The following is a 24,113-nucleotide window of genomic DNA, read 5'->3' on the forward strand; positions in this document are numbered from 1 at the left end:
GCGTTTAAAGCAAAAGACTTTACACATTTTGCTCATTCTGCCGCGTTACCATCGCGCGTAGACTTATCGTCAAACGCTGTACACTGAGGACGAAAAATGAGCAACATTCTGATTATCAATGGCGCGAAAGAATTCGCGCACTCGAAAGGCCAACTGAATGACACCCTGACCGAGGTCGCGGACGGCTTCCTGCGCGACGCCGGGCATGATGTTAAGGTTGTGCGCGCCGACAGCGATTACGACATTAACGCGGAAGTGCAGAACTTCCTGTGGGCTGACGTGGTTATCTGGCAGATGCCAGGCTGGTGGATGGGCGCACCGTGGACGGTGAAAAAATACATGGACGATGTGTTCACCGAGGGCCACGGCTCGCTGTATGCCAGCGACGGCCGCACACGATCTGACGTCACCAAAAAATACGGTTCTGGTGGCCTGATCCAGGGCAAAAAATACATGCTGTCTCTGACCTGGAATGCCCCAATGGAAGCGTTCACGGAGAAAGAGCAGTTCTTTGAAGGCGTGGGCGTAGACGGCGCGTATCTGCCATTCCACAAGGCCAACCAGTTCCTGGGGATGGACTCGCTGCCAACCTTTATCGTCAACGACGTAATTAAAATGCCGGATGTCCCGCGCTATATAGCAGAATATCGCAAGCATCTTGCGGAAATTTTTGCTTAACTGGTAGCCTGGAATTAAAGGAGTAGTTAACCATGCTTACTGTTATCGCAGAAATTCGTACTCGTCCAGGTCAACATCACCGCCAGGCGGTGCTGGATCAGTTCGTGAAGATCATCCCGACCGTACTGAAAGAAGAAGGCTGCCACGGCTATGCGCCGATGGTCGACGCCACCACCAATGCAAGCTTCCAGGCCACCGCGCCGGACTCGATCATGATGATTGAACACTGGGAAACCGTGGCGCATCTTGAGGCGCATCTGCAGACCGCGCACATGAAAGCGTGGAGCGAAGCAGTGAAAGGTGACGTGCTGGACACCCATATCCGCATCCTGGAGCAAGGGGTTTAGTTTTGTGGTCACTGCCGGGTAAGCGCCAGCACCGCCCGGCATCTCATCAAGCGCGCTTTTTCCCCGGATTTAACCCACGATGAAATTCGTTGATGCGCTTCATCGACTTAATGGTGCGCTGCGGCTCCGTAGAGGCGACGGACAAAATCATCATCTCCAGACACAGCAACACCGTGCCGTGTAACGGGATCTTACCCTTCTCCCCCCCTCGCGGGACGTGGATCACCACGCTGGCCTCTTTGCTGAAACGAGAATCGAGAGCGTTGGTCAGTAAAATGGCGGGAATGCCCAGCCGCTTTGCTTCGCGCAGGGTCGTCTGCCCTTCCCGATGGGCAGATTTTTGCGCCATCATTACCAGCACATCACCACGCTGGAGGGCAATCAGCTGTTCGGCAAGACCAATCCCGGTGCGGTTGAGCGGCGTCGCGGGCAAACCAATGCGGCTGAACAGCCGGGCAGTATACTCGGCCAGAATACCGGATGCGCCAATACCAAAAATGGCGACCTGCTTCGCCTGTGCCAGCAGCGACACCGCCTGGGCCATCGCATAGCGGTTGTGCGGTTCGGACAATACCTCGCAGGTGTGCTGATGCCCCTCCAGCACGAAATCAATGCTCGCATTGACGTCGCTGGCGAGCGTATTCACCGTGGTGGACATCTTTTCGCTGGAGGTAACGACCGGGCCGAACCACTGCTCCAGCGTCTGTTTCAGATCGCGTAGCCCGGCAAAGCCCAGCGCCTGAATCGCACGCACAACCGTGGCATCGGAGGTTTTCAGCAGGGCGGCAATCTCCATTGCCGTCTGCTCCATCACCGCTTCCCGGTTCTCATTGATATAACGCGCCACCTGCAGCAGACGCGGCGTCAGCTGGTACCCTCGCGAGCGGAAGCGGTCGCCGTAGACATCCACCCGCGCTTTGTCTTTACGGATCACTGTGACACCTCCGGCAGCGGACGCCCGGCAATGTGCGACTGCACCTGCGCGGCCATCAGTCCTAAGGAGGCGAACGAGTTCGAAATGGCCTCTTCACGGGAGATCAGCACGTAATGCCCGGTTCGGCAGGCTTTGAGGAACTGACACCAGCCCGGCATCACCGAATCCATCGCCGCCAGCTCGTCCTGCGGTTTGCCACCGGTATCCCCGCGCCAGGTGGCAAAGACAACATCGGCATCCAGCTCCGGCAGACGCTCGGCGCTGACGTCGATACGTCCGCCGTCGGGGATGTTTTCAATCAGCGGTGGGAAGGTGAACCCCGCGTCGCGCAGCACGCGTCCCAGCGAGTGGTAGCTGTGCATGGCGGTGATTTTGCCCTGATTCGCCTGAATCACCGACACGGATATTTTTCGGGTGTCGATAGTCGCCCTGAGCGCCTTGATTTGTTCCTGATAGCGCCGCTCCAGGATCGCCAGCCGCGCCTGTGTACCGGTGAGCTGTGCCAGCTTGCGGTAGATCTCCGGCGCGCCACCGTCAAGGTGATCAATACTCACCGTCGGGGCGATTTTCTCCAGTTGCCCGACGGGGGTATTACGGGTCGGCTCGGTAATGATCAGATCCGGCTTCGCGGCCGCAATGGCTTCAATATCGATATCCGCAGTACCAATAAATTTAATGTCGGAATTATCGAAATCAACGCCCGTCAGCATTCCGCTGGAGCGCAGAAAATGGCTGCCGTCCGGTCGGGTACGTCCGTGGCTGGCGACGGGGGGTACCCCAAGCTCAATCAGGGGAATGGTGATATCCAGGTCATGTAGCGAGACGATCCGTTTCGGATGAACCGGCACAACGATCTTGCGCCCCAGATCGTCGGTAAACGTCTGCGTCGGCTCCGCCGCATTTACCGCAAACCCCGCCAGCAACAGTATCGAAAAAAGTACACGCATCATATTCCCCTAAAATCTGTCCCGACGCTGCCAGAGCAGCAGCAGGAAAAATGGTCCGCCAGTCAATGAAATCACAATCCCCGCGGGCAGTTGCAGCGGTAAAAATGCCAGACGCCCGATGTTATCGGCCAGCAGCACCAGCAGCGCACCCAGCACTGCACTTCCCGCCAGTAGCGCGGTTTGTCCGCCACGTAGTAGCAGGCGCGCCATATGCGGCGCAATAAGCCCGACAAAACCAATGCTACCCACACAGGAGACGCAGGCCGCCGTCAGTATCACCGGGGCAAACACGCGCAGCAGCGCTAACCGTGAAGTACGCACGCCAAGCCCGGTTGCGGTCTGATTGCCAAGCAACGCCACATCAGCAGCGCGGGCGGTAAACAGCAGCAGAGCACACGCGGGTAATGCCCAAACCACCGTAATACTGACCAGCGTCCAGTTTGCTGCATGCAGACTCCCTGCCAGCCATAGCATCGCCGTCTGCACGTCGCGCACGTCGGCGGTAGTCATAAAGACCCCCATTGCCGCAGCAAATGCCCATGAAACGCCGATACCGATCAGGATAAATCGCGGGCGCGAGATGTCGCGCGCCAGTGCCACCACCAGCAGCGCAGTCAGCAGCCCACCGGTCATACCAACCAGCGGACGCCAGAACAGGCTCAACGCCGGAAACTGAAAAATCAGCAGCAGTACCGCCGCACTACAGCCCTCTTTCACGCCGATAAGACCTGGGTCAGCCAGGCCATTGCGGGTGATAGACTGCATGGCCGCCCCCGCCATACCCAGCATTGCCCCACATAACACCGCCATCAGCAGACGCGGCAGTCGGATATCCATCACGATGTAGCGCGCATCCGCTTCCAGGCTTTGCGGTGAAAACAGCGCGCGCCCGATGGCAGAAGCGGGAATGGCAAGCGAACCGTGCGTCAGGCCAAAACTCAGCAACAACACGCTTACCAGCGTGAACAGCGCCAGACACCGTAGCGCCTTCGGGCGAATCAGCGTTGAGAAAGGGCCGATGCGGAACGCGCGTAATCCTGCCCGGTTCATTTGAACATCCTCGAAGCCATAAAGATAAAGACGGGAGCACCGACCAGAGCGGTCATGACGCCGGTTGCCAGCTCATACGGCGTGAACAAAGTGCGGGCAGCGATATCTGCCAGCAGCAAAACCAGCGCTCCACACAGGGCCGACAGGGGCACCATTACGCGTAAATCCACCGACACCAGACGGCGGATCAACTGCGGTACTACAAGGCCGATAAAGCCAATCGGCCCGGCAATGGAGACGGCAGCCCCGCAGAGCAGTGCAATTGCCAGCAGAGCGAAAAGGCGGGTCTTCAACAACGATACGCCAAGCCCCTGCGCCATCCTGTCGCCTAACGCCAGCATGTTGAGTGATGGTGACAACCAAAGAGCCAACCCAAAACCGGCGGTGGCAGCCCAGGTTGCACTGAGGATCGTCTCTGCCTTTATTCCGGCAACATCGCCCGCCAGCCAGGTACGCATGGCACGCAGCGTCTGTTCATCCAGAATCAGAACCGTGGCGGTAATCGACGAGGCAAATGCCGACATCGCCACGCCGCACAGCGTGACTTTCATCGGCGTGAGCCCGGTACGCCCGGCGGAGGAGAACACCAGTACCAACAGAAACAGCGTGGCGGCCCCGGCAGCGGCAATCAACGGGCGACCAGACGGTAACGCCAGCCCGAGCGCGCTGGTCAGCACCACTGCCAGCGCCGCGCCCGCATTCAGCCCCAGAATATGCGGCTCACCCAGCGGGTTGCGGATCACGGATTGCAGTAATACACCCGCCACGCCAAGCGCTGCCCCCGTCGTCAGGGCGGCCCAAAGCCGTATCAGACGCAGCCTGATGATGACGTTATGGTCGAAATTACGCGGGTCGAAATCGAGAAATGCCTGTACCACTGTCTGTGGAGTAATAAAGCGCGCGCCAATACCCAGATGCGCAATCGCCCCCATCAGCAGCAACAGAGCGAAAAGTACAAAAGCCAGAGAGATGCGCATCATGGTTTGTTGGCAACCTGGCGAAACGGCATAAAGAACGGTTTGCCGGTCAACGGATTAAGCGACATATGTACGTCGACGTCGAATACGGTTTTGATTAGCTCCGGTGTGCAAACATCCCCCTCGTGAAGCACGCCCTGCACTTTTCCCTGGCGTAAAAAGACCAGTGAATCACCGTAGTTCACGGCGAAGTTGAGATCGTGCAGTACCACCACGACGGTGCGCCCATGCTGGCGGGTCAGGGTATGCAGCAGTTCGAGAATTTCTACCTGATAGCGGAGATCGAGAAACGTCGTTGGCTCATCCAGCAGGATGTACGGCGTTTGCTGCGCCAGCGCCATCGCTATCCAGCAGCGTTGACGCTGGCCGCCCGACAGGCTTTCAACAGGCAAATGAGCAAACGCCGCTGTACCGGTCAGGCGCAGCGCCTCTTCAACGGCCAGCTCATCTTCATCGCTCCACTGGCGCATAAAATTCTGCCAGGGAAAGCGCCCGCGTGATACCAGCTCAAAAACGGTTAAGCCCTCCGGCAACAGCGGAGACTGAGGCAGGATGCCAAGCTGGCGGGCAACGTCTTTGGTCGGTTGTCCATGAATCGCTTTACCATCCAGCAGCGCGGTACCGCCAAGCGGTTGCAGCAGACGAGCGATAGTGCTCAGCAGCGTGGATTTTCCACAGCCGTTTGCCCCTACCAGCACGGTTATTTTCTGCTGAGGGATCGCAAGGGAGATATCATCGACGATGATTTTTTTCTGATAGCCCGCAGAGAGGTTCTCCAGAACCAGTCCCGGTTTTTTCGTGTTGTGAGCCACGTGAACGCCAACTTAATAAGAAAACCAACAAATAAAAATAAAACTCATTCTCTTTTGAGAGTTTGCCGCTGCGCCATGTAGTAGTCAAGAGAAGAAACACCCTTGCAACACCAGGGATAATTACGCGGCACTACAAAAACAAAATTGTTTTTAATTTATTTATTTTCATATTGTTACCCATTTACCAACCTGCCCACTCTGCACGTTTTTCAGCTGTAGCCGATTTTTGCTTTTTTCCATTTACTACTACATCCATGCATGATTGAATGATTCTCAATTACATGTTCGACGCCAGCGATGGATAACGAACAGACCGTAAGGGCAATGACTCACACATTCTTCCGCGAGCTTTTCATCGCAGGATATTTCGGGAAAACAGATGTAATGGCTAAGTTCACACCTTCACTCTCTGGGGTAAAAGGGCGCGCGCTCTTTTCACTTTTGTTCATGGTACCTCTGGTACACGCAACAGAAACCGCAACGGCTCAGGAGGGTGAAACGCTCACCGTCACTGCCGATCCCAATGCCACAGCCGATGCCACCAACGGCTATCAGCCGCTGAATACCTCCACCGCTACACTGACCACTATGCCGATGCTGGACATCCCGCAGGTGGTGAATACCGTCAGTGATAAAGTGCTGGAAGATCAACATGCCACCACGCTCGACGAGGCACTGTATAACGTCAGTAATGTGGTGCAAACCAACACGCTGGGTGGTACGCAGGATGCGTTCGTGCGTCGTGGTTTTGGCGCTAACCGTGACGGTTCGATCATGACTAACGGCCTGCGCACCGTGTTGCCGCGCAGCTTTAACGCCGCAACCGAACGTGTGGAAGTGCTGAAAGGCCCGGCCTCCACGCTGTATGGCATTCTCGACCCGGGTGGTCTGATTAACGTGGTCACCAAACGCCCGGAAAAAACCTTCGGTGGCTCCATCTCTGCCACCTCCACCAGCTTTGGCGGCGGAACAGGACAATTTGACGTCACAGGCCCGGTTGAGGGCACGCGTCTGGCATATCGCCTGACGGGTGAGTATCAGGACGAAGATTACTGGCGTAATTACGGTACCAATCGCAGTACCTTTATCGCCCCATCGCTGACCTGGTTCGGCGATGACGCCACCGTGACCGTGCTCTACTCGCATCGCGACTATAAGACACCGTTCGATCGCGGAACGATCTTCGATCTCAACACCAAACAGCCAGTGAAGGTTGACCGTAAAACGCGCTTTGATGAGCCGTTCAACATCACCGATGGTCAGTCCGATCTGGCGCAACTCAATGCGGAATATCGTCTCAACAGCCAGTGGACCGCGAAGTTCGACTATAGCTTCAGCCAGGATAAGTACAGCGACAACCAGGCACGCGTAATGGCCTACGATGCTAAAACCGGCAACCTGACGCGCCGCGTGGACGCCACGCAGGGTTCAACCCAGCGGATGCACACCACCCGTGCGGATCTGCAGGGGAACGTAGATATCGCAGGGTTCTATAACGAGATCCTCACTGGCGTGTCGTATGAGAATTACGATCTACTGCGCACGGATATGATCCGCTGTAAGAACGTTAAAGATTTCAATATCTATCACCCGACTTACGGCAACCTGAGCAAATGCACCACCGTCTCGGCATCCGACAGTGACCAGACAATTAAGCAGGAGAGCTACTCCGCCTACGCCCAGGATGCGCTGTACCTGACGGATAAATGGATCGCTGTCGCCGGGATGCGCTATCAGTATTACACCCAGTATGCGGGGAAAGGCCGTCCGTTCAACGTCAACACCGACAGTCGCGACGATCAATGGACGCCGAAGCTGGGGGTAGTCTATAAGCTCACACCGTTCGTCTCGCTGTTTGCCAACTATTCCCAGACGTTTATGCCGCAGTCGTCCATTGCGAGTTACATTGGCGACCTGCCACCAGAAACGTCCAATGCCTACGAAGTGGGTGCCAAGTTTGACCTGTTCAGTGGCATTACCGCCAATATTGCGCTGTTTGATATTCACAAGCGTAACGTGCTCTACACCGAAAGCGTGGGGGATGAAACCGTCGCCAAAACCGCAGGCCGCGTACGTTCACAAGGCGTAGAAGTGGATCTGGCGGGTTCGCTGACCGAGAACACCAATATTATCGCCAGCTATGGTTATACCGACGCAAAAGTGCTGGAAGATCCGGACTATGCGGGCAAGCCACTGCCAAACGTGCCACGCCATACCGGGTCACTGTTCCTGACTTACGATATTCATAATGTGATCGGCGGAAATACCCTGACGATCGGCGGCGGTGGACACGGCGTAAGCCGTCGCTCAGCCACCAACGGTGCGGATTACTACCTGCCAGGTTACGTCGTGGCGGATGCGTTCGCGGCGTATAAGATGAAACTGCAGTATCCGGTGACGTTGCAGGTCAACGTGAAGAACCTGTTTGACAAGACATACTACACCTCATCTATCGCGACCAATAACCTGGGCAACCAGATTGGTGACCCACGCGAAGTGCAGTTTACGGTGAAGATGGAGTTTTGATGTAAAAAAGCCCGGTGGCGCTCACGCTTACCGGGCCTACGATCCCTCCCCTCTCCCTGTGAAAGAGGGTTAGGATGAGGATATCAGGCCTCAATATCCGCCATATCGCCTTTCTCCTGCAGCCAGTTACGTCGGTCTTCTGAACGTTTCTTGGCAAGCAGCATATCCATCATGGCATTGGTTTGCTGTTCGTCTTCGTCGCTGATAGTCAACTGCACCAGACGGCGGGTATTCGGATCCAGCGTGGTTTCGCGCAGCTGCATCGGGTTCATCTCACCCAGCCCTTTAAAGCGCTGAACGTTCGGTTTGCCCTTCTTACGCTTGAGCTGCTCCAGCACACCGGCTTTCTCTTCTTCCGTCAGCGCGTAGTAAACCTCTTTGCCGAGGTCGATACGGTACAGCGGTGGCAGCGCCACGTGGACGTGACCGTTTTTCACCAGCGTACGGAAATGCTTCACAAACAGCGCGCACAGCAGCGTGGCGATGTGCAGACCATCGGAGTCCGCATCCGCGAGGATACAGATCTTGCCATAGCGCAGCTGGCTCAGATCGTCGCTGTCCGGATCAATGCCGATCGCCACGGAGATGTCGTGTACTTCCTGCGAGGCCAGCACTTCATCCGAAGAGACTTCCCAGGTATTCAGGATCTTACCCTTGAGCGGCATGATCGCCTGATATTCACGATCGCGCGCCTGCTTGGCCGATCCCCCTGCCGAGTCCCCTTCCACGAGGAACAGCTCGGTGCGATTAAGATCCTGTGCGGTACAGTCCGCCAGCTTGCCCGGCAGCGCAGGGCCGCTGGTCAGCTTTTTACGTACGACCTTTTTCGCCGCACGCAGACGACGCTGGGCGCTGGAAATCGCCATTTCGGCCAGCATTTCCGCAGCCTGAACGTTCTGGTTCAGCCACAGGGTGAAGGCATCTTTCACCACGCCGGAAACGAACGCCGCACACTGACGTGATGACAGGCGTTCTTTGGTCTGCCCGGCAAACTGCGGATCCTGCATCTTCACGGACAGCACGTAGGCACAACGATCCCAGATGTCTTCCGCCGACAGCTTCACACCACGCGGCAGAATGTTGCGGTATTCGCAGAATTCGCGCATCGCATCCAGCAGCCCCTGACGCAGACCGTTGACGTGCGTACCGCCAAGCATGGTCGGGATCAGGTTGACGTAGCTTTCCGTCAGCAACTCACCGCCTTCCGGCAGCCACAGTAGCGCCCAGTCCACCGCTTCGGTATCACCCGAAAAATTACCGACAAACGGTTTTTCCGGCAACGTCGGCAGGCCGTTTACCGCTTCGCACAAATAGTCGTTAAGACCATCTTCGTAGCGCCAGCTCTGCTCGGTGTTGTTGACGTTATCTTTAAAGGTAATTTCCACGCCCGGGCAAAGTACCGCTTTGGCTTTCAGCAGGTGCGTCAGGCGAGAAACAGAAAAACGTGGGCTGTCGAAGAAGCTTTCGTCAGGCCAGAAGTGAACGCTGGTACCGGTGTTACGTTTTCCGCATGTACCGACGACCTGAAGCTCCTGCACCTTGTCGCCGTTTTCAAACGCGATGTTGTAAACCTGGCCGTCACGGCGAACGTTCACTTCCACGCGTTTAGACAGGGCGTTTACGACGGAAATCCCCACGCCATGCAAACCACCGGAGAACTGGTAGTTCTTATTGGAGAACTTACCGCCCGCATGCAGACGACAGAGGATCAGCTCAACGGCCGGAACCCCCTCTTCCGGGTGGATATCCACCGGCATACCGCGACCGTCGTCAATGACTTCCAGCGACTGATCGGCATGCAGGATAACGTCAACGCGTTTGGCATGGCCTGCCAGCGCTTCGTCCACACTGTTATCAATAACTTCCTGGCCCAGGTGGTTTGGGCGCGTCGTATCGGTGTACATCCCCGGGCGGCGGCGAACCGGCTCAAGCCCGGTGAGTACCTCAATGGCATCAGCGTTATAGGTTTGCGTCATGATTTAAACTAGCAATTCGCATTGATTGTCAGAGGCTGTGCAGTCCAAGAAAATCGACAATCTGGGTGAAATGATCCTCAAAGCCCGTGAAAGCATGGTTTCCGCCCTCTTCTATAGTCTGGCGGCAGGATGCGTAATACGCCACTGCCTGGCGGTAATCCAGCACTTCATCACCCGTCTGTTGCAGCAGCCAGATGAGATCGGGCGCTTCAAGCGGGTCTACCTGCATAACTTTGAGATCGTAAATATGGCGAGACTCTAGCACATATTGTTGGCCGGTGTAGGGGTTCTCGTTCTGTCCAAGAAAGTCCCTCAGCAGCTCAAATGGCCGTACCGCCGGGTTAACCACGACAGCGGGCAGCATAAAGCATTGCGACAGCCAGGTGGCGTAATAGCCGCCCAGCGATGAGCCAACCACGCCGAAGGATTCGCCGCCGTGTTCCAGAACAATAGATTCAAGCATCTCCGCCACATCTGCCGGGTAGGGCGGCAGCTGCGGAACGATCATCTCAACGTGCGGATGATGCTCGCTCAGCCACTGGCGAAGCTGTGTCGCTTTTGCGGAACGCGGTGAGCTGTTGAACCCATGAAGATAGAGAAGCGTAGACATCAATAGCCTTCTGAAGCGGTATCCGGGCGGAATTTTGCACCTGACAAACGGCACACTTCCGTGGTCAGCGAACCATCGGCGTGCAGTTCCAGCCAGCGCCAGCCCGGTGCGATAGTATCCAGGGTAAAGTTGGCGCAGTGTGGCTTAAACTGAACGCAGGTCGACGGGGTTGCAAGCAGGCGGCGACCGTTCCAGTCGAGATCCTGCTCCTGGTGAATATGTCCGCACAGCAGGTTTTTCACCCGCGGGAACTTCACCAGAACGCTGTCCAGTGCCGCAGAGTTGCGCAGACTGTGTTGATCAAGCCAGCTACAGCCCGCTGGCAGTGGGTGATGATGAAGCAACAGCAGCGTATGACGCGACGGCTCAGCGGCCAGTTTGTTTTCCAGCCAGTCGAGCTGAAACTCGCTTAACTCACCATGTGGGACACCAAATACCTGGCTGTCGAGCAGTAATATCTGCCACTGGTCACCCGCAAACACACACTTCGCCGGAGAAATTCCCGCCTCATGGAGTGAATTGTACATAGCAGGCTGGAAATCATGGTTGCCCGGCAGCCAGACGCAAGGCACGCTGAAGCTCGCGATCCCCTCAGCAAAATGCTGATAGGCCGCGGAGGATTGATCCTGCGCCAGATCGCCCGTTGCGACAATCAAATCGCATGCGCGGTTTTCGGCATGAATCGCGCTAAGTACAGCCTGATAACTCTCCCAGGTGTTCACGCCCAGCAGAGTCTCATGCTTTTCGGCAAAAAGGTGAGTATCGGTGATTTGTAATATCCTGACTGGTGCCCCACCAGCAACAGTCAGGTTCAACAGGCTTTCCAAATGGTGTCCTTAGGTAGGTTTATGACGCTAACAAACCGGAATCGCCATTGCTCCATGTGCTAAACAATATCTCAGCCAGTCGGCTAAAAACTGGTTAATTTGATGCTTTTCGTCGCGTTGATGCAACTTTTTATTCGGGTAATCATATCGCGCTTTGAAGCGAAAGATCTGCTGGCTTGAACACACTTCAGCGACCATCGCGTCGTGATAGAGACGTACCGTCATCGACGGCAGACTCCAGTAGCTAATGCTGGGAGCCGTTTGCTCAATCTCCACCAGCGTAGTGTAGCGCGTTGATTCTGTTATCGTTAACCGATACTGCGCGTTGCTCACCTGATAGCTCACCGTTTCGCCGGGTGCGTCGTTTTTCGGCAACAGGCGGCGCAATTGTGCGAAATTGGTTTCGCACAGGCGCATCATTTCTGGGAAGTCAGGTGTATAGCGCTTCATTTTTTCCACTCGTTTCGTAATGTCTGATAATGCAGTTGCAGCCATTGCAGAGCGATGACAGAGGCTGCGTTGTCGATTTTCCCCTCTTCAACCCACTGGTAAGCCTGCTCCCGGCTCACCACATGAACCCGAATATCTTCGTGTTCTTCAGCCAGACCGTGGATCCCATCCGCCGTCGTGGCGTCCACTTCGCCCACCATAATGGACAAGCGCTCACTGGTACCGCCCGGGCTTGCCAGATAGCTCAGCACCGGTTTCGTACGACCGACAACCAGCCCCGCCTCTTCCAGCGCCTCGCGGCGGGCAACGTCTTCGACCGATTCCCCCTCTTCGATCATCCCGGCCACCATCTCCAGCAGCCACGGACTTTCGCTTACGTCATAAGCGGCAATTCGAATTTGCTCAATAAGGACAACTTCATCGCGCACTGGGTCAAAGGGTAGCAAGACTGCCGCATGCCCGCGCTCAAAAATTTCGCGCCGAATTTCGCCGCTCATCCCACCGTTGAACAGGCGATGCCTGAAACGGTAAAGATCCATCGAAAAAAAACCGCGATAAAGCGTTTCTCGTGCAATAATTTCTACATCGTTTTTGGCGAATGTCACTGGCAACTTGTCTGTTTTTTGCATGAGTCGAGTCCTGGTAGCAATGGTGATGAAATTATGAATTTCAAGGCTGTTTGGCTGCCGTTTGTAAGGCTATATGGTAGATTGGTGCAAATTACCGCCAGATGGCACGTAACGCCAACCTTTTGGTGTGGAAGATTCTGTTAGAATCGGCAATTATTTTTAATTAGATCAGCGCTAATACTGCTTCACAACAAGGAATGCAAATGAAGAAATTGCTCCCCATCCTTATCGGCCTGGGCCTGACGGGCTTCAGTGCAATGAGCCAGGCAGATAACCTGTTACAGGTCTACCAGCAGGCACGTCTGGGCAACCCTGATTTACGTAAATCGGCGGCCGATCGTGATGCTGCGTTTGAAAAGATTAACGAAGCGCGTAGCCCATTGCTGCCGCAGTTAGGCTTAGGTGCAGATTATACCTACAGCAACGGTTTCCGCGATAGCAACGGCATTAACTCCAATGCCACCAGTGCATCACTGCAACTGACGCAGACGCTGTTTGATATGTCTAAATGGCGCGCACTGACGCTGCAGGAAAAGAGCGCAGGTATCCAGGATGTGACCTATCAGACCAACCAGCAAACGCTGATCCTGAACACCGCGACCGCCTACTTCAACGTGCTGAGCGCGATTGACTCGCTCTCCTATACCGAAGCGCAGAAACAGGCCATTTACCGCCAGTTAGATCAAACCACTCAGCGTTTCAACGTCGGCCTGGTGGCGATTACTGACGTCCAGAACGCCCGTTCACAGTACGACAGCGTACTGGCCAACGAAGTGACCGCGCGTAACAACCTCGACAACGCCCTGGAATCACTGCGTCAGGTCACCGGTAACTACTACCCTGAGCTGGCTTCTCTGAACGTCGACAGCTTCAAAACCGATAAGCCGCAGGCGGTAAACGCCCTGCTGAAAGAAGCGGAAAACCGTAACCTGACGCTGTTACAGGCGCGTCTGAGCCAGGATCTGGCTCGCGAGCAGATCCGTCAGGCGCAGGATGGCCACCTGCCAACCCTGAGCCTGAGCGCCTCTACCGGCGTTTCTGATACCACCTACAGCGGTTCAAAAACCAATACGGCCCAGTATGACGACAGCAACATCGGTCAGAACAAAGTGGGTCTGAACTTCTCCCTGCCGCTGTACCAGGGCGGTATGGTGAACTCCCAGGTGAAACAGGCGCAGTACAACTTTGTTGGCGCGAGCGAGCAGCTGGAAAGCGCACACCGCAACGTGGTGCAGACCGTACGCTCGTCCTTCAACAACGTGAACGCCTCTATCAGTAGCATCAACGCTTATAAACAGGCCGTTGTCTCTGCCCAAAGCTCTCTGGATGCGATGGAAGCAGGCTACTCGGTCGGTACGCGTACCATCGTTGACGTTCTGGATGCGACCACCACGCTGTACAACGCCAAGCAGCAACTCTCCAGCGCACGTTACCAGTACCTGATTAACCAGCTGAATATCAAACAAGCGCTGGGTACGCTGAACGAGCAGGATCTGCAGTCGCTGAACAGCGCACTGGGCAAGCCGATTTCGACTTCGCCTGAAAACGTTGCACCGGAGAACCCGCAGCAGGTTGCCGCCGTTGATAACTTCAACGGTAACAGCAACACCCCTGCTGCACAGCCAGCGGCAACGCGTTCCACGACGCCTGCCAGCAACGGTAATAATCCGTTCCGTCACTAAGCATTGCCTGATGGCGTTGCGCTTATCATGCCTGATTCACCGCAGGCCGGGTAAGCGCAGCGCCACCTGATGTAAAATCACACTCAAACGTAAGCCAACGTAAAGATCCCCCTGATTCAGCCCCTCTTCGCTTCATTTTCAACCACTCATCCTCTATCCTGAGCGTTATTACCACTGGGTCCAGGAAGACAAAGATGAAACGGACAAAATCCATTAATCACGCTTCGTTCCGCAAAAGCTGGAATGCGCGTCACCTTACACCTGTCGCACTGGCGATCACTGCCGTCTTTATGCTGGCGGGCTGTGAGAAAAGCGACGAAAATGTATCGCTGTATCAAAACGCGGACGACTGCTCTACCGCTACCGGTAAAACCGCAGAATGTACTACGGCTTATAACAATGCCCTGAAAGAAGCAGAACGTACCGCACCGAAATATGCCTCACGCGAAGACTGCGTAGCGGAATTCGGTGAAGGCCAGTGCCAGCAAGCACCGGCTAAAGCGGGTACCGCGCCGGAAAACCAGGCGCAGGCACAGTCCAGCGGCAGTTTCTGGATGCCGCTGATGGCAGGCTACATGATGGGTCGCCTGATGGGTGGCGGTGCAGGCTTCCAGCAGCAGCCGATGTTTAGCTCGAAAAACCCGGCCAGCCCGGCTTACGGTCAATACACCGATGCCAGCGGCAAAGGTTACGGCGCAGCAACGCCAGGCCGTACCATGACCGTCCCTAAAACGGCAATGGCACCAAAACCGGCGACCACCAGCACCATAACCCGTGGCGGGTTCGGTGAATCTGTCGCGAAACAAACCACCATGCAGCGTAGCGCGACGGGTTCCTCTACCCGCTCAATGGGTGGTTGATCATGGAACGAGTCAGTATCACCGAGCGCCCGGACTGGCGTGAAAAAGCCACCGAATACGGTTTTAACTTCCACACCATGTACGGCGAACCGTACTGGTGTGAAGATGCTTACTACAAGCTCACGATTGCTCAGGTTGAGAAACTGGAAGAGGTAACGGCAGAACTGCACCAGATGTGCCTGAAGGTGGTGGAAAAAGTCATCGACAGCGACGCACTGATGGCGAAGTTCCGCATTCCAAAACACACCTGGAGCTTTGTGCGCCAGTCGTGGAAAACCAGCCAGCCATCGCTTTACTCGCGTCTGGATCTGGCGTGGGACGGCGTGGGTGAACCTAAGCTCTTAGAAAACAACGCCGATACGCCAACCTCGTTGTACGAAGCGGCGTTCTTCCAGTGGATCTGGCTGGAAGACCAGGTCAATGCCGGGAACCTGCCGGAAGGCAGCGACCAGTTCAACAGCCTGCAGGAAAAGCTGATTGAGCGTTTCGCTGAGCTGCGTGAACAGCACGGTTTTAACCTGCTGCATCTTGCCTGCTGCCGCGACACGGAAGAAGACCGTGGAACGGTTCAGTATTTGCAGGACTGCGCAGCCGAAGCGGAAGTGGCGACCGAGTTCCTTTATATCGAAGATATCGGTCTGGGTGAGAAAGGCCAGTTCACCGATCTGCAGGATCAGGTGATCAGCAACCTGTTCAAACTCTACCCGTGGGAATACATGCTGCGCGAAATGTTCTCCACCAAGCTGGAAGATGCGGGCGTGCGCTGGCTGGAACCTGCCTGGAAGAGCATTATCTCCAACAAAGCTCTGCTGCCGATGCTGTGGGAGATGTTCCCGAACCACCCGAATCTGCTGCCTGCATACTTTGCGGAAGACGACCATCCGCAAATGGAGAAATACGTTATTAAGCCGATTTTCTCCCGTGAAGGGGCGAACGTGTCGATTATCGAAAACGGCAAAACGCTGGAAGCGGCCGAAGGGCCTTACGGCGAAGAAGGGATGATCGTCCAGGAATTTTATCAACTGCCGAAGTTTGGCGACAGCTACACGCTGATTGGTAGCTGGCTTATCAACGATCAACCCGCCGGGATTGGTATTCGTGAAGACAGAGCGCTGATCACCCAGGATCTGTCACGATTCTATCCACATATTTTCGTAGAGTAGAGTGCAGCCCGATGCTCTCACCCCGCCCCTCTTCCACAGGAAGAGGGAGCAAGCACGACAAACGGTAACCTCTGGTTGCCGTTTTGCTTTGATTACCCTATCTGCACCGACAGCATACTCAAACTGCCCATTTCAATGCCATCAACCGGAAGGGTAATCGGTTCCTGGCCGTCCCACGCGCCTAAGACATACAGCAGAGGCAGGAAGTGATCCGGCGTTGGGTTGGAGAGCGCCCCCCCTTCACTTTCCATGTAGTTCACCAGCGGGTGCTGTTCAACCGGGCCTTGCCAGGTCAGATTGGCTTTTACATAGTCGTTAAAGGATGTCGCCCACGGGTACGGTGTGTTTTCGCCGTGCCAGCGTGCCGTGCGCAGGTTATGCACCACGTTACCGCTTGCGACCAGCATAATACCTTCATCACGAAGGCTGGCCAGTTTACGCCCCATCTCCATGTGCCAGGCTGCCGGTTTGGTGCTGTCGATGCTCAGCTGCACCATCGGGATATCAGCATCCGGGTACATTTTAATCAGCACCCCCCACGAGCCGTGGTCAAAACCCCACGCTTCTTTATCCAGTGTGACCGGAACAGGTGCCAGCAGATCCACCAGCTGTTGCGCCAGCTCCGGAGAGCCAGGAGCAGGGTAATGCGTGTCGTACAGTGCCTGCGGGAAACCACCGAAATCATGAATGGTTTTCGGGGCTTCCATCGCGGTGACGCCAGTACCACGCGTGAACCAGTGTGCAGAAACCACCACAATCGCTTTCGGGCGCGGCAACGTCTCACCCAGATGACGCCAGGCGCGGGTATAAACGTTATCTTCCAGAACGTTCATTGGGCTGCCGTGGCCTAAAAACAGTGCAGGCATACGTGAAGAAGTCATGGCGATATCCTTACAGAAGGTGTCAATTTAATGGTGCTACATTACGCGTAATCTGGCGAGGATGAACGCAGATAACCGTGATGATCATCATCAGGAAATTTGAATGTAAGGAATGTGTAAAGCATAACAACCTCACTCGCTTTGGCCGCAATGAATCATTAATATAAATGAGAATGATTATCATAAGGAAAAATGCATGTCAGTCCCCTTGATCCTGACCCTATTTGCAGGTGCCGCGACCTTCCTTGGTGCATTCCTCGGTGTACTCGGCCAGAAGCCGTCTAACCGTGTGCTGGCTTTCTCGCTCGGCTTTGCCGCCGGGATCATGCTGCTTATCTCTTTGATGGAAATGCTGCCTGCCGCACTGGGCACAGAAGGGATGTCGCCTGTTCTGGGTTACGGCATGTTTGTGTTTGGACTGCTGGGCTACTTTGCTCTCGACCGAATGCTGCCCCACGCACACCCACAGGATTTGATGCAGAAAAACATCACGCCGTTACCGGGCAGTATTAAGCGAACCGCTATTCTGCTGACGCTTGGCATCAGCCTGCATAATTTCCCGGAGGGCGTTGCCACCTACGTGACCGCCAGTAATAACCTTGAGCTGGGTTTTGGTATCGCGCTGGCAGTAGCCTTACACAATATTCCTGAAGGACTGGCCGTTGCCGGACCGGTATATGCAGCCACAGGGTCGAAACGCACTGCAGTATTCTGGGCGGGGATCTCAGGACTGGCCGAAATTCTTGGTGGTGTCCTGGCCTGGCTGATCCTCGGTAGTCTGGTTTCGCCTGTCGTGATGGCCGCTATTATGGCCGCGGTGGCAGGTATCATGGTCGCACTGTCCGTGGATGAGTTAATGCCGCTGGCAAAAGAGATCGATCCGAATAACAACCCGAGCTACGGCGTTCTGTGCGGGATGTCGGTGATGGGGTTGAGTCTGGTATTGCTACAGACAGCGGGCATCGGATAAAAGAACGCCGGGATATCCCGGCGTTTTACTGTCAGCTGGCTTTGCGCTCGTGCGCCTGGCGGTACTCCACCAGATCTTCAATTGTCACCACCGGCATATTGTGCAGGCGGGCAAAAGTGATGCACTCTGGCGCACGTGCCATCGTACCGTCATCGTTGGTCAGCTCACACAGCACACCTGCTGGTTTGAAGCCTGCCAGCGTGACCAGGTCGATGGTCGCTTCGGTGTGGCCGCCGCGAGTCAGTACACCACCCGCTTGCGCGCGCAGCGGGAAGACATGGCCAGGGCGGTGCAGATCGGATGGTTGCGCACCATCGGCAATCGCTGCACGCACGGTGGTCAGACGGTCAGCCGCAGACACACCGGTCGTCACGCCATGCGCAGCTTCGATGGTCACGGTAAAACCTGTACCAAAGGCGCTGGTGTTGTTTTCAACCATCATTGGCAGGTCGAGCTGCTTGCGACGGTCTTCGTTAATACACAGGCATACGATGCCGCTGCCATGACGAATGGTCAGCGCCATCTGCTCAACGGTCATGTTTTCGGCGGCGAAAATCATGTCGCCTTCGTTTTCACGGTTTTCATCGTCAAGCACCATTACACCGCGGCCTTCGCGCAGTGCATCCAGTGCATGTTCAATACGTTGAGTTGACGTGCCAAAAGAGGAAAGTAGCGTCTGATTCATGGTAAAAAAAACCTCATTAAATTTATGGTTACCAGAATCAGGGCAGTCTTAGGAGCGCCGTATAAGCGGCAAAAAAATAACGTGAGCGGGCCCATGCCCGACTGGATCGTTACTCTCTCCCATCCGGACTCTAACCGTCGGCCCCGGAATTACACCGGATCTGCTGACCTTTGAGTTTTCACCCAAAGCGCTCGCGGGCTTTCAGCAAGACGCTGATTTACCGCCGGTGGGGAATTTCGCCCCGCCCTGAGAATAAGCGAGATAACTATAACGCTATTGATTACCCTGGGCAATGCATAAGCATCAAACAATTTTGTTTAACCCACGCCATGACGCGCTACAATGGGCACTAACACCTTTTGATCAAGGGAAGCCACAATGATTGACCCAAAAAAAATTGAGCAAATTGCGCGTCAGGTTCATGAATCCATGCCGAAAGGCATTCGTGAATTTGGTGATGACGTTGAGAAGAAAATCCGCCAGACGCTGCAGGCACAGCTGGTTCGCCTTGATTTAGTCAGCCGTGAAGAATTTGATGTGCAAACGCAGGTTCTGCTGCGCACCCGCGAAAAACTGGCGCTGCTGGAACAGCGTCTGACCGAGCTGGAAAACCGCAATGCACCGGAAGACGTGAAACCGGCACCAGCGATCCCGCCGGTGGATGACCAGGAGTAAGGTAAATGCAAAACGGTAACCGAGGTTGCCGTTTTTAGTGTTTGCTCCCTCTCCCACTGGGAGAGGGTTGGGGTGAGGGCATCAGCCCGCACAGATTACTGACTGTCTTTCTGGATCTTCTTAATGATGTTGGTGGTAGAACACCCGTCCTCAAAGTTGAGCACCATCACTTCACCGCCGTTAGCCCAGACCTCTTCGCTACCGGCAATTTGCTCTGGTTTGTAATCGCCACCTTTCACCAGCAGGTCTGGCAAGATACCGGCAATCAAACGCTGTGGAGTATCTTCTTCAAACGACACGACCCAGTCCACGGCTTCCAGCGCACCGAGCACAATCATACGCTGCTCCAGCGGGTTCACCGGGCGCGTTTCGCCTTTCAGGCGTTTCGTTGACGCATCGCTGTTCACCGCCACAATCAGGCGATCGCCCAGCTTGCGCGCATTCGCCAGATAAGAGACGTGGCCCGCGTGCAAAATGTCGAACACACCGTTGGTCATCACCACTTTCTCACCACGCTTGCGCGCAGCAGCAACGGCCGCTTTCAGCTCGTCTTCGCTCATCACGCCAAACCCGGTATCCGCACGACCGCGCACCGCGTTTTCCAGCTCGATAGGCGAAACGGTTGAAGTACCAAGTTTACCGACCACCACACCTGCAGCGGCGTTGGCGAAGTAACACGCTTCTTCAAGAGAGTTGCCTGCCGCCAGCGTTGCCGCCAGCACGCCAATCACCGTATCACCGGCACCGGTCACGTCGTAGACTTCCTGCGCCTGGGTTGGCATATGCAGTGGGGCTTTGCCCGGCTGCAACAGCGTCATCCCCTGCTCGGAACGGGTCACCAGCAGTGCAGAAAGTTCGAAATCAGCGATGATTTTCATGCCGCGTTCAACCAGCTCTTGCTCGGTTTTACACTTACCCGCCACCGCTTCAAACTCAGAGAGGTTTGGCGTCAGCAGCGTTGCACCACGATAGCGCTCAAAGTCCGTGCCTTTCGGGTCGATCAGCACCGGTACATTGGCTTTACGCGCCAGCTGGATCATCGTCTGCACGCTCGCCAGCGCGCCTTTGGCATAGTCGGACAGCACCAGCGCACCGATACCGCCCAGAGCCTGATTGATACGCTCGTGCAGCGGCTCAGGATCAACGCCTTCAAACCCTTCTTCAAAGTCGAGGCGGATCAGTTGCTGGTTACGCGACAGCACGCGCAGCTTGGTGATCGTCGGGTGTGTCGGAACAGAAACGAAGTCGCACTTCACGTTCACGTCCGCCAGCGACTTGCTCAGCGCACGCGCCGCATCATCGATGCCAGTCAGGCCCACCAGACGCGAATGTGCGCCCAGAGAGGCAATGTTCATCGCCACGTTTGCCGCGCCGCCAGGACGCTCTTCAATGGTGTCGACCTTAACCACCGGTACCGGTGCTTCCGGGGAGATGCGGCTGGTCGGCCCATACCAGTAGCGATCCAGCATCACATCACCGACAACCATAACTCCAGCACGTTCAAACTCTGGCAGTGTTACTTTCATTCCTGACTCCAGAAAGATTCACAATTTGCGCGCGATAATATCACACTTGTTTTGTTACGCACGGTTCCACCAGCCACTTCTGCCAGCTTGTCGTCACCTGAGCGCGCTCATCGGCAAAGCAGTCAAGCGCCACATGGCCCGGCTGTTCCTGTAAGGCCAGATGATGCAACTCATCACGCAGCGTGGTGTAGGCGCGCGTTAAGGACTGCGCTTCCTGCTCATCCATAATGTCGTTTTGTGCGAGCAGCTCCAGAATGCGCACGTTATCAGACCAGCGAATGAGCTTCGGCTTCTCGTGTGCATGACGCAGCACCAGATACTGGGTGATGAACTCAATATCCGTAATACCACCCTCATCGGCTTTAATATCAAAGCGATCGCGATGCTTATTCCCCAAATGCGCACGCATCTTCTCACGCATCTCACGCACTTCGGTTTGCAGCGTACTGCCGTCACGTACGATGGTCATCACGTCCCGGCGGATCGCATCAAACTGCGTTTTCAGCAGCGGGTCGCCATACACCACGCGGGCGCGCACCAGCGCCTGATGCTCCCACGTCCAGGCCTCATTTTTCTGGTAATCCGCAAACGAGTCCGTTGAAGTAACCAACATTCCTGCCGCGCCGGACGGACGCAAACGCGCATCCACTTCGTACAAAATGCCCGACGACGTGCGGGTGCTGAACAGGTGCATAATGCGCTGGGCCAGACGCAGGTAGAACTGACGCCCGTCTATTTCACGCTCGCCATCGGTCATCACGTCCACCGGGCAATCGTGCAGGAAAATAAGGTCAAGATCAGAGCTATACCCCAGCTCCCAGCCGCCGAGCTTGCCGTAACCGACAACCGCAAAGCCACGGCCTTCGCGATCGGCCAGGTGTTTCGGCTGGCCGTAACGCGCCACCATCTGCACCCACGCCTGATGCACCACCGCGTCGATGATCGCTTCGGCAAGCCATGTTAAGTGATCGCTCACTTTCATCACCGGCAACGTACCAGCGATATCTGCCGCCGCCACGCGCAGCATTTGCGCCTGTTTAAACTGACGCAGCGCTTCCAGCTGTTGTTCTTCGTCCTCTTCCGGCACGCGCAGCAGATACTGACGCAATTCGTCACGGTAGGCATCCGTCGCCGTCGGCTGATAAAGCGTATTCGGATCAAGCAGTTCGTCCAGCAGCAGCGGATAACGCGCCAGCTTGTTGGCGACCATCGGCGAGGCGGCGCAGAGCGTAATCAGGTGCTTCAGTGCGCCGGGAAACTCGCTCAGTAGCTCAAGATAGGTCGTACGCGTGATGATGCCGCTCAACAGCGGCATCATGCGCGACAGCGGTACCGGCGCATCCGCCCGCGAGCAGACCTCGCTCAGCAGATACGGCATCAGGTGATCCAGCACCTGGCGGCCACGCGGGCCAATGGCGCGCTTGTTCAGTTCGAGACGGAAATCGGCGATCAGCGACAACACCCGGTGGCGGTCGTCATCGCTCAGGTGCGCCAGCACTGGCGTGGTGTCATCTTCCTGAAGTGCGTCCTGCCACAGCTCGCGCCAGTGTTCAGACAGCGTATCATCCTGCGATTCACTTTCGTCGTCGCCAATCAGCTCGTTAAAGATACGGCGCACGCCCGCCATGTGGGCATCCAGCCGTTCGGTCAATGCCGTCCAGTCACCCACACGCATCCCCCAGGCCAGACGCGCCCGATTCAGGTCATCGCCCGGCAGAGTCTGGGTTTGTTCATCGTTGATGCTTTGCAGCAGGTTTTCCAGACGACGCAGGAAGAGATAAGCCTCGCGCAGGGTTTGCGCGTCGCCTGCCGGTAGCAGGTGCAGTTGCTCAATGGCAGAGAGCGTCGGGAGCAAGGAACGGGACTGCAAAGACGGTTCACGTCCTCCACGGATCAGCTGGAAGACCTGCACGATAAATTCAATTTCACGGATGCCGCCCGCACCAAGCTTGATGTTATCTTTCAGACCACGACGGCGCACCTCACGGGCAATCATCCCCTTCATGTTACGCAGGGACTGGATCACACTGAAATCGATGTAGCGACGGAACACGAACGGACGCAGCATGGCGCGCAGCTCATTGGCGTAAGCATCGTCACCGTCGCCCATGATCCGCGCTTTGACCATCGCATAGCGCTCCCAGTCGCGTCCCTGCTCCTGGTAATAATCTTCCAGCGCGGCAAAGCTCAGCACCAGCGGGCCGCTATCGCCAAACGGACGTAAACGCATGTCCACACGATAGACAAAACCGTCCTGTGTCGGCTGATCCAGCGCCTTAATAAGACGCTGGCCGAGACGGGTAAAGAACTGGGCATTGTCCAGTTCACGACGACCACCACGCGTGGAGCCGTTCTCCGGCCAGGCAAAAATCAGGTCGATATCAGAGGAGAAATTCAGCTCGCAGCCGCCCAGCTTGCCCATCCCCAGGATCAACAGCGGCTGAGGAACCCCCTCTTCGTTGCACGGCGTCCCCCACTCTTTACAACAGGCCGCGTAAAGCCAGTCCCGCGCGGCGACGATCAACGTCTGCGCCAGCTCGCTCAACTGCAGAAGCGTGCTTTCTTCGCTGACCCGCTCCAGCGCCTGAGCCCAGGCAATACGCACCATCACCCGACGACGGAACTGGCGCAAAACGCGCATCAGCGCAGCTTCCTCCGCCACATCTGCAAGCGCGGTTTGCAACCAGCTGGCATAATGCCGCCACTCTTCCGCCTGCGGCGGTGAGTTCTCAAGCTCCGCCAGCCAGTCAGGGTTGGCGGTGAGACTTTCCTGCACAAAATCACTAAAAGTGAGCATGCTTCTGGCCTGCTCGCTTAACGATGACGCCGGTAATGACTCAGGCAGACGTTCGCAAACGGTCTGCCACTGCTGCTGTAACTGCGAAGAAAGCGGCATTATAGGGGTTCC

The 24,113-nt window shown here is 56.0% G+C and carries 22 protein-coding genes and 1 riboswitch; of the genes, 8 read left to right on the forward strand and 14 right to left on the reverse strand.

Annotated elements, in window-relative coordinates:
- Positions 1 to 96 precede the first annotated feature (96 nt).
- Together HV318_RS10060 and HV318_RS10065 are read left to right on the forward strand one after the other, a co-directional pair.
- On the forward strand, positions 97 to 678 hold the full coding sequence (locus HV318_RS10060; protein WP_182272646.1) for an NAD(P)H-dependent oxidoreductase: 582 nt from the start codon (positions 97 to 99) through the stop codon (positions 676 to 678).
- 32 nt (positions 679 to 710) lie between these two features.
- The gene (locus tag HV318_RS10065; RefSeq protein WP_182272647.1) at positions 711 to 1,025 is read left to right on the forward strand and encodes a putative quinol monooxygenase; all 315 of its coding nucleotides are present in this window, start codon (positions 711 to 713) and stop codon (positions 1,023 to 1,025) included.
- A 46-nt stretch (positions 1,026 to 1,071) separates the two neighbouring features.
- Here the strand turns inward: HV318_RS10065 and HV318_RS10070 are convergent, their stop codons facing one another.
- From HV318_RS10070 to HV318_RS10090, 5 genes are read right to left on the reverse strand one after another with little or no spacing between them, the layout of a single operon-like run.
- Positions 1,072 to 1,959: a MurR/RpiR family transcriptional regulator gene (locus HV318_RS10070; RefSeq protein ID WP_182272648.1), complete on the reverse strand. Its 888-nt coding sequence runs from the start codon at positions 1,957 to 1,959 to the stop codon at positions 1,072 to 1,074.
- Positions 1,956 to 2,906, reverse strand: coding sequence for an iron-siderophore ABC transporter substrate-binding protein (locus tag HV318_RS10075; protein ID WP_182274573.1), 951 nt, complete (start codon positions 2,904 to 2,906; stop codon positions 1,956 to 1,958). The genes HV318_RS10070 and HV318_RS10075 overlap by 4 nt, the downstream gene beginning before the upstream one ends.
- A 9-nt stretch (positions 2,907 to 2,915) precedes the next feature.
- On the reverse strand, positions 2,916 to 3,956 hold the full coding sequence (locus HV318_RS10080; RefSeq protein ID WP_182272649.1) for a FecCD family ABC transporter permease: 1,041 nt from the start codon (positions 3,954 to 3,956) through the stop codon (positions 2,916 to 2,918).
- Positions 3,953 to 4,936 (reverse strand): FecCD family ABC transporter permease, encoded by a 984-nt coding sequence (locus HV318_RS10085; protein WP_182272650.1) that lies wholly within the window; start codon positions 4,934 to 4,936, stop codon positions 3,953 to 3,955. The genes HV318_RS10080 and HV318_RS10085 overlap by 4 nt, the downstream gene beginning before the upstream one ends.
- Positions 4,933 to 5,745: an ABC transporter ATP-binding protein gene (locus HV318_RS10090; protein ID WP_182272651.1), complete on the reverse strand. Its 813-nt coding sequence runs from the start codon at positions 5,743 to 5,745 to the stop codon at positions 4,933 to 4,935. Before HV318_RS10090 ends, HV318_RS10085 begins: the two co-directional genes overlap by 4 nt.
- Before the next feature lie 384 nt (positions 5,746 to 6,129).
- On the opposite strand from HV318_RS10090, the gene HV318_RS10095 reads away from it, so the two are divergent.
- Complete coding sequence (locus tag HV318_RS10095; RefSeq protein ID WP_182272652.1) at positions 6,130 to 8,271, forward strand: TonB-dependent siderophore receptor; 2,142 nt, start codon at positions 6,130 to 6,132, stop codon at positions 8,269 to 8,271.
- Between the two features lie 83 nt (positions 8,272 to 8,354).
- On the opposite strand, the gene parE is transcribed toward HV318_RS10095, so the two are convergent.
- Genes parE through nudF form a run of 5 tightly spaced genes read right to left on the reverse strand, consistent with a single transcriptional unit; the run spans position 8,355 to position 12,763 of the window.
- The gene (gene parE, locus HV318_RS10100; RefSeq protein ID WP_182272653.1) at positions 8,355 to 10,247 is read right to left on the reverse strand and encodes a DNA topoisomerase IV subunit B; all 1,893 of its coding nucleotides are present in this window, start codon (positions 10,245 to 10,247) and stop codon (positions 8,355 to 8,357) included.
- 28 nt (positions 10,248 to 10,275) lie between these two features.
- Positions 10,276 to 10,857 (reverse strand): esterase YqiA, encoded by a 582-nt coding sequence (gene yqiA, locus HV318_RS10105; protein ID WP_182272654.1) that lies wholly within the window; start codon positions 10,855 to 10,857, stop codon positions 10,276 to 10,278.
- Complete coding sequence (cpdA, locus tag HV318_RS10110; RefSeq protein WP_182272655.1) at positions 10,857 to 11,684, reverse strand: 3',5'-cyclic-AMP phosphodiesterase; 828 nt, start codon at positions 11,682 to 11,684, stop codon at positions 10,857 to 10,859. Before cpdA ends, yqiA begins: the two co-directional genes overlap by 1 nt.
- 27 nt (positions 11,685 to 11,711) lie before the next feature.
- Positions 11,712 to 12,134 (reverse strand): DUF1249 family protein, encoded by a 423-nt coding sequence (locus tag HV318_RS10115; RefSeq protein WP_014833293.1) that lies wholly within the window; start codon positions 12,132 to 12,134, stop codon positions 11,712 to 11,714.
- Positions 12,131 to 12,763: an ADP-ribose diphosphatase gene (gene nudF / locus HV318_RS10120; RefSeq protein ID WP_182272656.1), complete on the reverse strand. Its 633-nt coding sequence runs from the start codon at positions 12,761 to 12,763 to the stop codon at positions 12,131 to 12,133. The genes HV318_RS10115 and nudF overlap by 4 nt, the downstream gene beginning before the upstream one ends.
- A gap of 203 nt (positions 12,764 to 12,966) precedes the next feature.
- Here nudF and tolC point away from each other — a divergent pair, with 203 nt between their 5' ends.
- The 3 genes from tolC to HV318_RS10135 all read left to right on the forward strand — a co-directional run bounded on the left by tolC (position 12,967) and on the right by HV318_RS10135 (position 16,468).
- A complete protein-coding gene (gene tolC, locus HV318_RS10125; protein ID WP_182272657.1) occupies positions 12,967 to 14,445 on the forward strand; it encodes an outer membrane channel protein TolC in 1,479 nt (492 codons plus the stop codon).
- Between the two features lie 194 nt (positions 14,446 to 14,639).
- Entirely contained in the window at positions 14,640 to 15,305 is a 666-nt protein-coding gene (locus tag HV318_RS10130) for a DUF1190 family protein (protein ID WP_182272658.1), read from the forward strand.
- A 2-nt stretch (positions 15,306 to 15,307) separates the two neighbouring features.
- On the forward strand, positions 15,308 to 16,468 hold the full coding sequence (locus HV318_RS10135) for a glutathionylspermidine synthase family protein (RefSeq protein WP_182272659.1): 1,161 nt from the start codon (positions 15,308 to 15,310) through the stop codon (positions 16,466 to 16,468).
- A gap of 92 nt (positions 16,469 to 16,560) precedes the next feature.
- On the opposite strand, the gene ygiD is transcribed toward HV318_RS10135, so the two are convergent.
- Positions 16,561 to 17,349, reverse strand: coding sequence for a 4,5-DOPA-extradiol-dioxygenase (ygiD, locus tag HV318_RS10140; RefSeq protein WP_182272660.1), 789 nt, complete (start codon positions 17,347 to 17,349; stop codon positions 16,561 to 16,563).
- A 196-nt stretch (positions 17,350 to 17,545) separates the two neighbouring features.
- Between ygiD and zupT the strand changes: the two genes are divergently transcribed.
- Positions 17,546 to 18,319, forward strand: a complete 774-nt coding sequence (gene zupT / locus HV318_RS10145; protein ID WP_182272661.1) for a zinc transporter ZupT — start codon at positions 17,546 to 17,548, stop codon at positions 18,317 to 18,319.
- Positions 18,320 to 18,350: 31 nt separating this feature from the next.
- On the opposite strand, the gene ribB is transcribed toward zupT, so the two are convergent.
- Entirely contained in the window at positions 18,351 to 19,004 is a 654-nt protein-coding gene (gene ribB, locus HV318_RS10150; RefSeq protein ID WP_182272662.1) for a 3,4-dihydroxy-2-butanone-4-phosphate synthase, read from the reverse strand.
- 107 nt (positions 19,005 to 19,111) lie between these two features.
- Positions 19,112 to 19,262, reverse strand: a riboswitch (FMN riboswitch).
- Between the two features lie 120 nt (positions 19,263 to 19,382).
- On the opposite strand from ribB, the gene ubiK reads away from it, so the two are divergent.
- On the forward strand, positions 19,383 to 19,679 hold the full coding sequence (gene ubiK / locus HV318_RS10155; RefSeq protein WP_182272663.1) for a ubiquinone biosynthesis accessory factor UbiK: 297 nt from the start codon (positions 19,383 to 19,385) through the stop codon (positions 19,677 to 19,679).
- Positions 19,680 to 19,774: 95 nt separating this feature from the next.
- Here ubiK and hldE read toward each other — a convergent pair whose 3' ends face one another.
- Together hldE and glnE are read right to left on the reverse strand one after the other, a co-directional pair.
- Positions 19,775 to 21,205, reverse strand: coding sequence for a bifunctional D-glycero-beta-D-manno-heptose-7-phosphate kinase/D-glycero-beta-D-manno-heptose 1-phosphate adenylyltransferase HldE (gene hldE / locus HV318_RS10160; RefSeq protein WP_182272664.1), 1,431 nt, complete (start codon positions 21,203 to 21,205; stop codon positions 19,775 to 19,777).
- 40 nt (positions 21,206 to 21,245) lie between these two features.
- Positions 21,246 to 24,101 (reverse strand): bifunctional [glutamate--ammonia ligase]-adenylyl-L-tyrosine phosphorylase/[glutamate--ammonia-ligase] adenylyltransferase, encoded by a 2,856-nt coding sequence (gene glnE, locus HV318_RS10165; RefSeq protein WP_182272665.1) that lies wholly within the window; start codon positions 24,099 to 24,101, stop codon positions 21,246 to 21,248.
- Positions 24,102 to 24,113 lie beyond the last annotated feature (12 nt).

The sequence above is a fragment of the Enterobacter sp. RHBSTW-00901 genome, assembly GCF_014103115.1.
Taxonomy (GTDB): Bacteria; Pseudomonadota; Gammaproteobacteria; order Enterobacterales; family Enterobacteriaceae; genus Enterobacter; species Enterobacter cloacae_P.